This window comes from Streptococcus hyointestinalis (assembly GCF_041225505.1).
Lineage (GTDB): Bacteria > Bacillota > Bacilli > Lactobacillales > Streptococcaceae > Streptococcus > Streptococcus hyointestinalis_B.
Genome location: NZ_JBCLSK010000010.1, coordinates 38,913 through 54,086 on the forward strand (window position 1 = coordinate 38,913; position 15,174 = coordinate 54,086).

The 15,174-nt window shown below is 43.6% G+C and carries 14 protein-coding genes; 1 reads left to right on the top strand and 13 read right to left on the bottom strand.

Going from position 1 to position 15,174, the window contains the following annotated elements; all coding sequences use genetic code 11:
- Positions 1–77: 77 nt before the first annotated feature.
- The 6 genes from AALA56_RS03995 to argR are packed head-to-tail and all read right to left on the bottom strand — an operon-like array spanning position 78 to position 6,587.
- A complete protein-coding gene (locus tag AALA56_RS03995) occupies positions 78–626 on the bottom strand; it encodes a DNA-3-methyladenine glycosylase I (RefSeq protein WP_369908852.1) in 549 nt (182 codons plus the stop codon).
- Between the two features lie 33 nt (positions 627–659).
- Entirely contained in the window at positions 660–1,247 is a 588-nt protein-coding gene (gene ruvA / locus AALA56_RS04000) for a Holliday junction branch migration protein RuvA (RefSeq protein WP_369908853.1), read from the bottom strand.
- Between the two features lie 11 nt (positions 1,248–1,258).
- Positions 1,259–3,211 carry a DNA mismatch repair endonuclease MutL gene (gene mutL, locus AALA56_RS04005; RefSeq protein ID WP_369908854.1) on the bottom strand — a complete coding sequence of 651 codons (1,953 nt, stop codon included), beginning with the start codon at positions 3,209–3,211 and terminating at the stop codon, positions 1,259–1,261.
- A 40-nt stretch (positions 3,212–3,251) separates the two neighbouring features.
- A complete protein-coding gene (mutS, locus tag AALA56_RS04010) occupies positions 3,252–5,813 on the bottom strand; it encodes a DNA mismatch repair protein MutS (protein ID WP_369908855.1) in 2,562 nt (853 codons plus the stop codon).
- Positions 5,803–6,153, bottom strand: a complete 351-nt coding sequence (locus tag AALA56_RS04015) for a YlbF family regulator (protein WP_369908856.1) — start codon at positions 6,151–6,153, stop codon at positions 5,803–5,805. Before AALA56_RS04015 ends, mutS begins: the two co-directional genes overlap by 11 nt.
- Positions 6,150–6,587 carry an arginine repressor gene (gene argR / locus AALA56_RS04020; RefSeq protein ID WP_369908857.1) on the bottom strand — a complete coding sequence of 146 codons (438 nt, stop codon included), beginning with the start codon at positions 6,585–6,587 and terminating at the stop codon, positions 6,150–6,152. The genes AALA56_RS04015 and argR overlap by 4 nt, the downstream gene beginning before the upstream one ends.
- A gap of 173 nt (positions 6,588–6,760) precedes the next feature.
- Between argR and argS the strand changes: the two genes are divergently transcribed.
- Positions 6,761–8,452 (top strand): arginine--tRNA ligase, encoded by a 1,692-nt coding sequence (gene argS / locus AALA56_RS04025; RefSeq protein WP_369908858.1) that lies wholly within the window; start codon positions 6,761–6,763, stop codon positions 8,450–8,452.
- Between the two features lie 31 nt (positions 8,453–8,483).
- Here the strand turns inward: argS and AALA56_RS04030 are convergent, their stop codons facing one another.
- The 7 genes from AALA56_RS04030 to AALA56_RS04060 all read right to left on the bottom strand — a co-directional run bounded on the left by AALA56_RS04030 (position 8,484) and on the right by AALA56_RS04060 (position 14,961).
- Positions 8,484–9,353 (bottom strand): YitT family protein, encoded by an 870-nt coding sequence (locus AALA56_RS04030; RefSeq protein WP_369908866.1) that lies wholly within the window; start codon positions 9,351–9,353, stop codon positions 8,484–8,486.
- A gap of 28 nt (positions 9,354–9,381) precedes the next feature.
- Positions 9,382–10,326 carry a YitT family protein gene (locus AALA56_RS04035; RefSeq protein ID WP_369908859.1) on the bottom strand — a complete coding sequence of 315 codons (945 nt, stop codon included), beginning with the start codon at positions 10,324–10,326 and terminating at the stop codon, positions 9,382–9,384.
- A gap of 16 nt (positions 10,327–10,342) precedes the next feature.
- Positions 10,343–12,094, bottom strand: coding sequence for an aspartate--tRNA ligase (aspS, locus tag AALA56_RS04040; protein ID WP_369908860.1), 1,752 nt, complete (start codon positions 12,092–12,094; stop codon positions 10,343–10,345).
- Positions 12,095–12,207: 113 nt separating this feature from the next.
- Positions 12,208–12,669, bottom strand: coding sequence for a DUF3021 domain-containing protein (locus tag AALA56_RS04045; RefSeq protein WP_369908861.1), 462 nt, complete (start codon positions 12,667–12,669; stop codon positions 12,208–12,210).
- A gap of 1 nt (position 12,670) precedes the next feature.
- Positions 12,671–13,102, bottom strand: coding sequence for a LytTR family DNA-binding domain-containing protein (locus tag AALA56_RS04050; RefSeq protein ID WP_369908862.1), 432 nt, complete (start codon positions 13,100–13,102; stop codon positions 12,671–12,673).
- 121 nt (positions 13,103–13,223) lie between these two features.
- On the bottom strand, positions 13,224–14,504 hold the full coding sequence (gene hisS, locus AALA56_RS04055; RefSeq protein WP_369908863.1) for a histidine--tRNA ligase: 1,281 nt from the start codon (positions 14,502–14,504) through the stop codon (positions 13,224–13,226).
- A gap of 136 nt (positions 14,505–14,640) precedes the next feature.
- A complete protein-coding gene (locus tag AALA56_RS04060) occupies positions 14,641–14,961 on the bottom strand; it encodes a DMT family transporter (RefSeq protein ID WP_164683986.1) in 321 nt (106 codons plus the stop codon).
- Between the last annotated feature and the right edge of the window lie 213 nt (positions 14,962–15,174).

Here is a 15,174-nt window from a genome sequence, read left to right on the forward strand (position 1 = left end):
ATGAACCACCTATCTATTCATTCGTTATTCTCCTTTATTTTAACAAAAAAAGTGACAAAAGCGTCACTTTTACACGATTACTTAAAATCACATTGATTGTCATGGTCATTGATGAGACCAGCTGCCTGTAAAAAAGAATAGATACAAACGGGTCCTACAAACTTGAAGCCCCGTTTTTTCATATCCTTTGAAATGGACTCAGACAGAGGTGTTTTGCTAGGAACAGGGTGTTGTTCATCTACCTGATTGACAATAGGCGTAAAGTCTGTAAAGTTCCAAATGTAGCGCTCAAAGCTACCAAAAGTGTCGCAAACAGCTAAAAAAGCTTGCGCATTGGCTCTTGTCGCATAGAGCTTCGCCTTATGGCGAATAATGTCTGGATTGTCTAAAAGGGCATCCAATTCACTATCAGACATCTCTGCGACTTTTCTAGCATCATACTGGTGAAAAGCCGCTCTAAAGGCAGCACGTTTCTTTAAGACCGTCTCCCAAGAAAGCCCAGCTTGATAAGTTTCTAGACAAAGCAACTCAAACAATTGACCGTCGTCATGACAGGGAACGCCCCATTCCTCATCATGATAATGGATATACAGTGGATTGGACTCTTTAACCCACGCACAACGCATAGCACACCTCCTCTTGTTGACAGTAGTGTCAACTTATTTCATTAGCATCTTCAAGCTAGACTTGATGTAGTTTTCAGCACTATCAGATGTGCCTTCAAAGAAAGCACGTATTTTCTTGAGCTCACTGGCTTTGTAACCAAGAGCCAGCAAGGCTTCCATGGCTTCGTCCAGCTCTTCATTGCTGGCTGCTTTTGTTTTTGGTGATTTGGCGTCACTCTTGACATCGACAAACTTACCAGCTAGGTCCAGTATCATCTGCTGAGCGGTTTTTTTACCAATCTTGGGGAACTTCATCAAATACTTGATATCACTGGTATCAATGGCAGCCACAAGCCCGTCATTATCATCAACAGCTATAATGGCAAGCGCCGTTGTCGGACCGATACCAGATACCGAGATGAGATTGAGAAAGACTTCCTTCTCATCCTCGCTGTGAAAGCCATAGAGCACGTGCGCATCGTCACGAATGACCTGATGTAGTGGAAGAAGAATCTCCTGCTGCATAGCATTTGAAAAACTATAGGGATTTGCCACATTGATCTTGTAGCCTATGCCAGAGGCTTCTATGACAATGTAGTTGGCTGTGATTTTGGTAACTGTCCCTTTGATATAATCGTACATTTTGTCCTCGCTTAATATTTGCCCAGCTCACGCAAGCTGGTATGATTTTCCTGTATCCTACGGAACATTTTTTCCATGTCCGATTGGCTAAAGTGCACCAAAACCGGGCGCCCATGCGGGCAATTATAAGGATTTTGGCATTGGGATAACTGCACGAGAAGGTTGCGTGCAGAATAGTCGTCTAGGTGATGATTTGCCTTGATACTACGTTTACAAGACATCATAATGGCAAGTTCTGCTCGGTAAGTCTTGATAGAGACTTCATTGGTCAAAAGCAGCATATCGCACATCTCATAGACGCCTGATTCTATCTCCTCTTCCTTCATCCAGATAGGGTGCTCTCTTAGGATAAAAGTATTCTCACCGTAAGGCTCTAAGTAAATCCCCACTTGGTTAAGAAGTAGCATCTTTTCCTGCAAAGAAATAAAGTCCGCAGATGAAAACTCAAACAAATAAGGCACCAGCAATTGCTGTAAACTACTGTCAACATCTGCTATCTTCTCACGGTAATACTCATACTTAACACGCTCTTGAGCTGCATGCTGGTCAATGATAAAGAGCCCATCTCTGCCTTGAGCAAAAAGATAGGTACCGTTCATTTGCCCAAAGTAGTCTAGCTCTGGAAAAGTGGACTTGGTTTCATTTTCCAGTTTATTGAGCAGTTTTTCAACTGTTGCTTTGTTCTGAAAATTCAGGTCTGGGTGTTCACCGTCTTGGGCTATTTGTGTCTGGCGTTCGGCATATTTTACCGTTACAGATTTTGCCTTGTCATTTTCCTTGACATCATTGTCAATATCTGTTGACAATGTCAGAGGTTGGCTACTTTCTTCTACTAGGGCTTCTTTCATAAAGAAATCATTTTTTTCTTTATCGTAATACAGTTTGCTAGAAGTTAATGGCAACTTTGTCTGCTCAGCTTTAGGTTTTGTCCTTGTGCTTGCCTTGGCGAGATTGTCAAGAGCATCTGGGATGAGATCTTGCTCTTTAAGAGCTTCTTGTATAGCTTGGCTGATAAGCTGCATGAGCTCACGCTCTTTTGAGATACGGACTTCCTGCTTAGTTGGATGAACATTGACATCCGCTAAATAAGGGTCAATCTGAATGTCAATGACTGCAATCGGAAAGCGCCCGACCATCAGCTTTGATCCATAGCCATCCAATATCGCTCGGTTGAGCAAGAAATTTTTGATGTAGCGCCCATTGATGAGAAGGGTGATATAGTTGCGATTCGCTCTTGTCAACTCCGGTAAACTAATATAGCCCGACACCTCAAAATCCAAATCAGCAGCAGAAATCTCAATCATCTTCTTAGCTGTCGTAATGCCGTAAATCCCTGCAATAGCCTGCTTTAAATCGCCACTACCACTCGTCTGAATGAGTGTACGCCCATCACTAATCAACTCAAAAGCAATCTGCGGATGAGCGAGACTTTGGCGATTTACCACATCAACGATATGAGCCAACTCCGCCTGCAAGCTCTTCATATACTTGAGACGTGCAGGTGTATTGAAAAACAAATCTTCAACGACAATCTTAGTCCCAACAGGGGTCGACGTAGGCTCTTGTGAGAGGATTTTGCCCCCTTCAGCAATCAAAAGCGTGCCATAAGACTCACTGGCTGACGCTGTCTTGATACTCAAACGGCTGATAGAAGCGATGGACGGTAGCGCCTCACCCCTAAAGCCAAGTGTTCGGATACGAAACAAATCGCCCTGTTTTTTTATTTTACTCGTTGCGTGACGACGTAAACTAAGCGCTACATCCTCAGACAACATCCCCTCACCATCATCAATGACAGCCATCTTTTTCAGACCAGACTCTTCTATCTCAACGGTAATGTGACTGCTACCAGCGTCAATAGCATTTTCGAGTAATTCTTTAATAACGCTGCTAGGACGCTCGATAACCTCACCAGCAGCAATCTGATTGGCTAAAATTTCTGGAAGTTCTATGATATTTGCCATAGCTCTCCTTTCTTTTTGTAAACATAACTTGACAGATTGTTTACAATTTTTGTTTAAGTGTAAAGAGAAGATTCATCGCCTCCATTGGCGTTAATGTCATCATATCTGTCTCTTTTAGGGTCTTGATAATCTTGTCATAAGAAGGCTCCTCAAAAAGCGACAACTGCTCGCCTACAGAAGTGTCTGTTGCAGGTTCTTCTTTTTGGTTATTCTCAGTAGTAGTTGATAGTGGAGGCTCAGAGGCATTTGTCTCTAGCTCTTCTAGGATAACATCTGCCCGTTCTAATAGCTCCTCAGGCAAGCCTGCAATCTTAGCAACATGAATACCGTAGGATTTATCCGCAGGACCTTCAGCAATCTGATGTAGGAAAGTCACCTCACCATCTTTTTCTAAGGTCGCCACATGAACATTGACAAGGTTTGTCAATTCTTTTGACAAACTTGTCAACTCGTGGTAATGCGTTGCGAACATGGTTTTCGCTTGAACATGATGGTAAATATACTCAATAATCGCTTGTGCCAGAGCCATCCCATCGTAAGTTGCCGTTCCTCTTCCCAACTCGTCAAAAAGAATCAAGGAATGTTTAGACGCACGCTTTAGAGCATGGTTGGCTTCGGTCATTTCAACCATAAAGGTGGACTGTCCTGAAATCAAGTCATCTGCTGCACCAATACGTGTAAAAATAGCATCAAAGACAGGAATATCAGCACTTTTAGCTGCAACATAGGCTCCCATCTGTGCCATAATCACTGTTAAAGCCAACTGACGCATATAGGTTGATTTCCCAGACATATTTGGACCGGTAATCAGCTGTATACTTGTCTCTGTATCAAAGTGGATACTGTTTGGGATATACTCTTGACTGCCCATGACCTTTTCAACAACCGCATGACGTCCGTCAACAATAGCAATCTCATTGTTATCGTTAAAACTTGGGCGAACATAGTGATTGGTCTCTGCCACAACAGCAAAGCTTTGCAAAACATCAATGGTAGCTATGGTTTTAGCGAGGGCTTGCAGGCGCTTGATATAGTGCTCTACTTGCGTGCGAACACGCATAAAGATGTCATACTCCAAGTCAGCGGAGCGTTCTCTTGCTTCTAGCAATTCACCCTCTATCTTGGCAAGCTCTGCCGTTCCAAACCTCTCTGAGTTTTTGAGAGTTGCTTTTCTAAAGAAATGCTCTGGCACCAGAGCTAGATTGGAGTTAGTGACATGAAAATAATAGCCATCCTTACGATTGTAGTCGATTTTTAGGTTGTGGATACCACTGGCTTCTCTTTCTTTTGCCTCGATTTCAGCAATCCAGCCTGTCCCTTCACGCAGCACCTTGCGATAGTTATCCAGCTGCTCATCAAAGCCTGTGCGGATGATATTGCCCTCTGTAATCACTGCCTGCGCTTCTGGGTCAATAGCACAGCGGATAAGCTCCTCTAGCTCAGGAAGCGTATCTAACTGATTGACAAGACTGTCAAGGGCTGGCTCTTGAAAACTCTCTAAGATTGCCTTGATGACAGGGACTTGTGCTAGGGTCTGTCCTAGTTGCAATAGGTCTTTAGGGTTTGCCTTACCAAAAGAGACTCTGCTGGCTAAACGCTCAATATCGTAAACGCCCTTTAAACTCTCTGTCAAGTCTGTCCGCTCAAAGAAATGCTCCAAAAAGACTTGCACAATAGCTTGTCGCTCAAGGATAGCTTCTTTGTTAATCAAGGGCTTGTCAATCCAAGAGCGAAGCATGCGCATGCCCATAGCCGTCTTGGTATCATCCTGAAGCCAATATAAGCTCCCATGTTTTTTACCAGTTCTGGTATTTTCAAGCAAATCAAGGCTCACTTTGGTGCTATAAGACATCTGCAAATGGTCTTTAATCTCATAATGCCGAACAGGCTGGAGATGACTGAGCTCTCGTTTTTGAGTGACATGCACATACTGTAAGAGTTTTTCAGCCACTTGTTTTTCAAGGGCCGTTAGCTGACTAAGGATAAGAGGAGAAGTGTACTGTTCTTTTTCAGATGATAGTAGCAGGTTCATCTGTTTGGTAAAAATCGTACGCTCATCCTCTGTGAGGTCATAGCCAACTACAAGCTCACGTGCCTTTAAGTTCATAATCTCGCTACGCACCAAACCAAAGTCCGAAAGCTCTGTCACCCAAAACTCACCTGTTGAGACATCCATATAAGACAGACCAAACTGCTGCTCATCACAATCAATAGCAACTAGAAAGTTATTAGCACTATCTGACTTTGTAGAGTCCATGACAGTCCCTGGCGTGACGACTTGAACAACCTCACGCTTGACCACTCCAACAGCTTTTTTAGGGTCTTCCATTTGTTCAGCAATCGCTACCTTGTAGCCCAAATCAACTAGAGTGTCGATGTATTGCTGAGCAGAGTGATAAGGCACTCCCGCCATAGGTATAGGATTGTCCGCATTACGATTGCGGCTTGTCAGGCTAATCTCTAAAATCTGCGCAGCCTTGACAGCATCTTCGTAAAACAACTCATAAAAATCACCCATCCGAAAAAGCAAAAAAGCATCTGGATAGTCTTTTTTAACATCCAAATACTGCTGCATACCTGGTGAAATTTTACTACTTGGCATTTCCCAACTCCTCGTTAATTCTATCTTCTAAGCGCTGCGTCACGTACTGCAATAAATCACTTGCATCCTGCATTTTTTGCCGATAGTCCGCAACAAGCGGGCTTGTCTCTAAAGTTTGACTCAGAACATCAGCCTTATCACCCGCTTGTTTTGCAGCCTTTTCCTTATGAATTTTTTGATACAGGACAAAAGCTTGCTGGTAAGCTTTCATCTGGATGACATCCTCTTTGAGCTCAGGCAACTCCTCTAGCTGCTCTTCTACCTTTTGATAAGCTAAAACACTTGGGTGGTGCTGTAATTGACTGGTGAGCTTTTTTGTTGCTCTCTCTAGATCTGTCATTTTTGGGCTCTGATTTCCTTTTCAAGACGAGACGCTACCATCTCATCCTTACAAATCACAAGCAGCGTATCCGCTCCTGCAACTGTACCTAGGATTGTGTCGTTATTTTCAGCGTCGACAATATTGGCTAGGACATCAGCCTCACCGAGATTGGTGTGGATGACCAGCATAAAGCCAGCACGCTCTAGCTTTTTGACATAAGAGTAAATCGCTGGATCTAGCTGTGGGTTGGTCTGTGTCGATAGACTATAGTAGAGCTTACCATCACTATTACGCAGCTTTAAAAGCCCAAGCTCACGCAAATCACGTGACAAGGTCGCCTGTGTGACAGAGATACCATCGTCTTGCAAATAGCGCTTGATTTCTTCTTGTGTACCGATATTACCTTCTTGGATGAGCCGTATAATACGCTCTTGTCGATCTTTTTTATTCATGGTTTGTCCTCATTATATACATTTATCTCTAAAATTATACCAAAAATTCCTAACTTTTTCATCTGAAGAGCAAGTTTCTTAAACTCTTCTTTAAACATTTCTCTCAAAGGTCGTTTATTTCCTTAAAATATGATAAAATAGAGGTGAATAACTATACTAATAAGGAGAACTCTATGGATACTAAACAAACTGTCGCACAGAGCATTCATCAAGCCGTTCCTGATTTGACATTAGAACAAATCACTCAATTGTTAGAAACCCCTAAAAACGCTGAAATGGGTGACCTTGCCTTTCCTACTTTTTCACTAGCCAAAGTATTGCGTAAAGCTCCGCAAATGATTGCTAGTGAAATCGTTGAAAAACTAGACACTACTGGCTTTGAAAAGATTGAAGCGGTGGGTCCTTACATTAACTTTTTCCTAGACAAAGCTAGTATCTCTAGCCGTGTGCTTGGAGACGTCATCACAGCAGGTAGCCACTATGCTGAGCAAGACCTTGGACACGGTCGCAATGTCGCTATTGATATGTCAAGTCCTAACATCGCAAAACCTTTCTCTATCGGACACTTGCGCTCAACTGTTATCGGAGACAGTCTTGCCTTAATCTTTGAAAAGCTTGGCTACAAAGCCGTTAAAATCAACCACCTTGGGGACTGGGGTAAACAGTTTGGGATGTTGATTGTGGCTTATCAAAAATGGGGTAACGAAGAAGCCGTCAAAGCACACCCAATTGATGAACTCCTCAAACTCTACGTCCGTATCAATGCCGAAGCTGAAAACGACCCTAGCATTGACGAGGAAGCACGTACTTGGTTCCGTAAACTAGAAGATGGCGACGAGGAAGCAATTCGACTATGGCAATGGTTCCGTGATGAGAGTCTCGTTGAGTTTAGCCGTCTTTACGATGAGCTTGAAGTGTCCTTTGACAGCTACAACGGTGAAGCTTTCTACAACGACAAGATGGATGAGGTCGTTGACATCCTCACCCAAAAAGGGCTTCTTGAAGAATCTCAAGGTGCACAAGTCGTTAACCTTGAAAAATACGGTATCGAACACCCTGCCCTCATCAAGAAATCAGATGGCGCTACGCTCTACATCACTCGTGACCTTGCTGCTGCCCTTTACCGCAAGCGTACCTATGACTTTGCAAAAGCTATTTATGTCGTCGGAAATGAACAATCTGCACACTTTAAACAGCTAAAAGCCCTTCTCAAAGAGATGGACTACGAGTGGTCTGACGATGTCACACACGTTGCTTTTGGTTTGGTAACAAAAGACGGCAAAAAACTCTCTACTCGTAAAGGAAATGTCATCCTTCTTGAGCCAACCATCGCTGAAGCGGTTAGCCGTGCCAAAGCCCAAATCGAAGCGAAAAACCCAGATTTGCCGCATAAAGACGAAGTTGCACACGCCGTTGGTGTTGGTGCCATCAAGTTCTACGACCTTAAAACTGACCGCCTTAACGGCTACGACTTCAATCTTGAAGCTATGGTGTCCTTTGAAGGTGAAACAGGACCTTACGTGCAATACGCTCACGCACGTATCCAGTCTATCTTGAAAAAAGCCAACTTCACACCAGATCCAAAAGCTCACTACAGCTTAAATGACAGCGAAAGCTGGGAAATTATCAAGCTGCTTCAAGACTTCCCACGTATCATCGTTCGTAGTGCGGATAACTTTGAGCCTTCTATCATTGCAAAATTTGCGATTAGTCTAGCACAAAGCTTCAACAAATACTACGCTCACACACGTATCTTAGATGATTCTCCAGAGCGTGACAGCCGTTTGGCACTCAGCTACGCTACTGCTGTTGTCCTCAAAGAAGCGCTTCGCCTACTCGGTGTTCAAGCACCCGACGAAATGTAACAAACAAAAGAACAGACTTTGTCTGTTCTTTTTATTTATCATAGTTACGCCGTCTAATCTTAAAATCAGAACTGATAACCTCATCAACGTCAATAATAGAAATAAAGGCATCTGGGTCTATCTTTGCCATCAATGCCTTGACATCACGCACCTCACTAGGATTGAGCACGACATAAAGGACATCCATATCTGTTTTGGAGTAGGCACCTTGCCCCTTTAAAAAGGTGACACCTCGATTGATTTCCTGCAAAATCGCATCCGCCACCTGATGAGAACATCTAGTGACGATAATCATCCCCCGCACAGTGTAACCACCATTTTGCACAATCGTCAGCACTTGACTGTAAACAAAGCTAGCAATCAAGGTGTAGAGCATGTGCTGCAGGTCAATATAAGTTAGCGAAGCAATCAAGACCAAGGCATCAATAACCAACAAGGTCTGTCCCAGTTTTAAGCCAAGCTTTACCTCTAGGATACGCCCGATAATATCTGTCCCTCCAGTTGTAGCACCATAGAGAAAGACAAGACCGCTGCCAGTCCCTGCAATAAGCCCAGCTACCACTGACACCAACATCATATCGTCACGAAGAGGAAGCTCCATTGGTATCTGCTGCCACATCCACATAAAGAAAGACATCAAGATAGTCGCATAGAGCGTAAAAGCTAAAGAGCGTTTCCCTAAAATCTTAGCGCCTAGGATAAACAATGGAATATTCAACAACAACGAGGTATAGGCAGGGTCAATGCCGTAAAGCGAGTGAACAATCAAGGTCACCCCTGCAATGCCCCCTTCTGCCAAGTGATTGCACATATTGAGCTTGATAAAACCAAAGGTATAAATGGCAATGCCAGCTGTAACGACAACTAAACTTTTGACTAGTGCTAATTGTTCTCGCTTGATCACTCAGCTCACCTCCTTACAAGAACAACTAATCGTCATCCACAAATCGTCCAATGATATGAACATTTTCAGCCACCGAGATAAAGGCACTCGGATCTGTTTTTTTCATTAGGTGTTTAAACTCACCGTATTCTTCACGTGTGATAATGGTTAAAAGCACCGCTTTTTTCTCATGGTTATAAGTCCCTTCAGCGTCATTGATACAGGTCACGCCACGGTGCAGGCGTTTATGAATCTTATGGATGACTTTTTCAGGATGACTCGTGACAATCATGGCTTGCATTTTCTTTTGCTTAGTAAAGATAGCATCTGTCACTCGACTAGAGACAAAGATAGTCACCATAGAGTAGAGAGCATACTTCCAGCCAAACAAAATCCCTGCAAAAATCATGATTATTCCATTGACCATGAGCGAAATCCGCCCAACATCACGCCCCGTCTTCTTGCGGATGGCAAGACTGACAATATCTGTCCCACCGCTTGAAATACGAGACTTCAATCCATAACCAATCCCAACGCCCATAACAAGCCCACCAAAAATAGCGTTGATGAGAGGGTCAGTGGTAAGAGTCACCTGCGGGATAAACTGGATAAAAAGCGAGCTCACCGTTACCGTAATGAAAGTAAACACCGTAAACTTATGCCCAATTTGATACCAAGCTAAAAGCAATAAGGGCAGATTGATAGCGTAAAAGGCGACCGCAATCGGTAGTTCAAAGCCCGAGAAGCGCTCACTCACAGCCGAGATGACCTGCGCTAGACCTGTCGCCCCGCTCGAGTAGACATGCCCCGGCTGAAAGAAGAAATTGACAGCTATACTTGAGAGAAGTCCATAGAGAAGGGACGCTGAAATTTTTTCAGCGTATTTTTCTCTTGAGATACTCTGTAGGGTGTGGAAAAGACCAGCTTTCTTTGCGAGATTGCTAATTTCATACTTGAGTCTTTTCAAAGGGGTAGCTTTTTTTCTTGGCATAACTTTTCTTTTTATTTTAGTCTAATTGCTCTGATGTTGTAATGGCTAGTTCGTCCAGTTGTTTCTTAGAAACAAGGCTAGGCGCTTGTGTCATCGGGTCACTTGCCTTGTTGTTCTTAGGAAAGGCAATGACTTCACGGATATTGTCCTTACCTGCTAGTAGCATGACAAAGCGGTCAAGCCCGATAGCAAGTCCACCATGTGGTGGGAAACCATAGTCCATCGCTTCTAGCAAGAAACCAAACTGTTCATTAGCATCTTCTTCTGAGAAGCCAAGCGCTTTAAACATGCGCTCTTGCATGTCCTTGTGGTTGATACGTAGGCTACCACCACCAAGCTCATAGCCATTTAGGACGATGTCATAAGCAACCGCACGCACTTTTGAGAGGTCACCCTCAAGCTCATGAGCAGTATCTTCTTGTGGCAATGTAAAAGGATGGTGTGCGCTCATATAGCGTCCTTCCTCCTCAGACCACTCAAACATTGGCCAGTCAACCACCCAGAGGAAGTTAAACTGTGACGTGTCAATCATGTCAAGCTCTTTAGCAATACGAGTACGTAGAGCACCGAGTGTGTTGTTTGCAATCTCTAAACTATCTGCTACAAATAGCACCAAGTCACCGTTTGCTAGCTGTAAACGGTCTGTCAACTGTTCTTCAATACTTGTCAAGAACTTAGCTACAGGACCAGTAATAGCACCATCAACGTACTTAATCCAAGCAAGACCCTTAGCACCAAATTGCTTAGCCACTTCTGTTATCTTGTCAATGTCTTTACGAGAGTAGCTATCCGCACCACCCTTAACAACGATTGCTTTGACAACTGGCGCTTGTGAGAAGACCTTGAAGTCAATGCCTTTGACAGTTTCTGTAATGTCTTGAAGCAACATATCAAAGCGTGTATCTGGCTTATCAGAACCGTAGTTGTTCATAGCATCGTCATAAGCCATACGTGGGAATGGCAGAGTGACCTCAATCCCTTTGGTGTCTTTCATGACACGAGCAATCATACCTTCAGTGATGTCTTGGATATCTTGGTCAGACAAGAAGCTAGTCTCTAAGTCGACCTGTGTAAACTCAGGTTGACGGTCCCCACGCAAATCCTCATCACGGAAACATTTGACGATTTGATAATAGCGGTCAAAACCAGCATTCATCAAAAGCTGTTTAGTGATTTGTGGGCTTTGAGGAAGAGCGTAGAAGTGCCCTTGACTCACACGACTTGGCACCAAGTAATCACGAGCACCTTCTGGCGTTGACTTGGCGAGCATTGGTGTTTCCACATCGATAAAGTCTAGCTCGTCCAAGTAGTTACGAATAGAATGCGTCACCTTAGCACGTAGTTTAAAGTTTTCAAGCATCTCTGGACGACGAAGGTCGAGGTAGCGGTAACGCAAGCGTGTTTCATCATTGGCTTCAATACCGTCTTTAATCTCAAAAGGTGTTGTCTTAGCCGTATTTAAAATAGCTAAGTCCTCAACTTGCAATTCCACACTTCCTGTTGCTACCTTGTCGTTTGCTTCCTCACGAGCGACAACGACACCAGTCACCTCGATGACAAACTCACTTCTTAGCTTTTCAGCAGTTGCCATCACGCTAGCGTCCACTTTTTCAGGATTGATAACTAGCTGCATGATCCCCTCACGGTCACGAAGATCAATAAAAATAAGACCCCCAAGGTCACGACGACGTCCAACCCAGCCTTTTAGCGTCAAGGTTTGTCCGATATGCTCCTTACGGACACTACCTGCATACATACTTCTTTTCATAGTAATACCAAGATACACCAGTGTATCTGCTTCCTTTCCTGCTTAAAATCAATTCATCTCACCTATTATAACAAAAAGACAGCAAAAACCCCACCCATTGGGCAGAGTTTTTTCTATTTGTCTTTGGAATGCTTTAGCTGTTCATCAACTTCTTGGATGACTCGCTTCATCTCCTGTAACGAAAACCAGTAAACGATGGTGTAAACGATACTAAAGACTATGACAAACAAGAGCGCATTTGCTAAGTTTGGATTGTACCAACCTGCTAAAAAGCCAATGCCAAAGAGACCGATGAGCATGGTGACAAAATGGCAAATGGTCATACGCAAAAGACTCCATTCTTGTTGGAAAAACCAAGTACCGAGAGAAAAGAGACAACCAATCAAAAACCATAAGCCTGCACAAACTGCCATAGTTTGCACGTTGGTCAGATGTTGACCGTACCAAATACCCATGATTGAGTAGGGGTTTAGGGGACTGTAAACCTCTGAAAATAGAGCAGAAAACACCAGTGAACACACAAGACCAATGCTTAGACCTTGATAGCCTGCAACAAATAAATCCTTAACTTTCATCTTACAACACCTCCTTTAAAACCTTGAGATAACGACGTGAGGAATAGCTCGTCCTCTCTCCAACTAAACGCAACTCCACCAAACCAGTCTTGGTTATCTTGACACGCTGGACATAGCTGCGATTGATGAGCTCTGACTGTGATATTTGGATAAAGTCAGCACTCAAGATCCTCTTCATGTCTCTGAGCGCTTGATGGGACTCAAAGTAGCCGTCTAGCGTGTCAATGATGAGTTTGCGGTTCTCACGATAAATCCGAACGACAGCTTTTTGCTGTACCTTGTGCTGCTCTCTTTTCTTTTTGACTGATAACAATTGCGGTGTTAACAGCTCTTTGATACTCTGTTTAAGCGTCTCTACTTCTTCATCCAACTGGTGGGCATAGATGACGACTTCTTCTTTTTCCTGCATTGCAATCGCTGCTCTAACTTCCATGGCTAAACCTCCTTTACACCTTTATTAAAACACAAGTTGAGCTTCTTTTCTAGGCTTTTGGTCTATGTGGCTTATCTCCCTGTCTAAACGGCAAAAAACAGTCTCATATGAGACTGTCTTTTTAGAAATTCAGTTGTTTTAGGATACTTGAAAAATCTGTTTTTATCGCTTCAAGGCTCACTTTGACTTCTTCACGTGTGTGATTGTTTTTGACACTGACTTGCTGGCTTTCAATCTCGCTTGAGCCAAGTGTGATAACAGTTTTTGCATTAAAGCTATCAGCTGCCTTGAACTGCGCTTTTAGTTTGCGTCCTAGATAATCACGCTCAGCGCTAAAACCTTGCTGACGAAGCGCTTGAACTAACTGAAGTGCTGCGCTATTGACCTCATCCCCTAAAACGGCGATGTAAGCATCTAGCGGCTCACAAGAAGGTAAAGTAGCACCCTGCTTTTCAAGAACTAGAAGCAAGCGCTCAATACCAAGTCCAAAGCCAAAACCAGGAGTCGCTGGTCCATCAAAATACTCAACCAAACCATCATAGCGCCCACCAGCACAAATAGTCAACTCAGAGCCAGCAACAGTCGCCATGAACTCAAAAATCGTGTGGTTATAATAATCCAAACCACGCACCATGTTGGTATCAATGACATAAGGAATGTCTAGCGCCTCTAACATGCCACGCACCGCATCAAAGTGCGCTTGACTCTCCTCATCCAAGTAATCAAGAATAGACGGCGCATGCTCAACGGCTGCCTTATCCTCTTTTTCTTTAGAATCTAGCACACGTAGTGGATTTTCCTCCAAGCGACGCTGGCTATCCTTAGACAGACTGTCACGAAGCGGTGTCAAATAGTCAATCAAAGCTTGTCTATAGGCAAGACGACTCTCTGTATTCCCGAGGCTGTTGAGGTGCAAGGTCACATCTTTGATACCGAGATTGTCAAAGAGCTGGTAAGCCATAGCGATAGTCTCAACATCTGTAGCTGGGTTGGAAGAGCCAAAGCACTCCACCCCAATCTGGTGAAACTCACGCAAACGCCCCGCTTGAGGACGCTCATAGCGAAACATTGAGCCCATATAATACAACTTGACAGGCTTTTGCACCTCTGGCGCAAAGAGTTTATTTTCGACATAAGAACGCACCACAGGCGCTGTCCCTTCTGGGCGCAGGGTGATGTGACGATCGCCCTTATCGTAAAAATCATACATCTCCTTGGTAACGATATCTGTCGTATCACCAACAGAGCGGCTGATAACCTCGTAGTGCTCAAACATCGGCGTTCTAATCTCAGCGTAGCGGTAGTTGGCAAAGGTCTTGCGTGCTACGTCTTCTACGTATTGCCATTTGAGCGTATCTTGTGGCAATAAATCCTGTGTTCCTTTAGGTTTTTGTAACTTCATAATCACTCTAGAGTGTCCTTAAAGCAAGCAGCCAGCCCAGACACTCTCATCCTTTCTCTAACTGATAAACGTACTTTATTTTACCATATTTTAGGCGTTTATAAAAGGATGGAAAACTAAGTTTCACATGAAACAATCAGTGTCCTGAAGTGACTTTCAGCCCAATGATACCAATCAAAAGCAAGAGAGCAAAGAAGAGACGGGCTGCATTTGCAGGTTCTTTAAACATCACGATACCTACAATCACAGCTCCAAGAGCGCCAATGCCTGTCCAGATAGCATAAGCCGTTCCTAGCGGCAGCTCCTTTGTCGCCAAGGATAGAAAGTAAAAACTCACAAGCATACCGACAATGGTCAAAATCGTGAATTTTAAAACGGAAAAACCTTCCGACAACTTCATGCAGGTTGACCAGAAAACCTCTGCTATGCCTGCTAAGATCAAATAAAACCATACCATAAAATCTACCTCCAAAATAATAAAAAAGGCGCCCACACAAAACATCTCTAAAAGCCTACGGACGTTTTGTCTAAGCGCTTTGGTAACCCGGCAGCTACCAAATTAAGTCCATTCTAGCAAAGAGTGCTAAGGAAGTGGCAAAATTCAAGTCCAAGTTAGCCAGCGTATAACACCTCTCTGGGAGTTTTGTAATCTAATACTTTCTTAGGATAG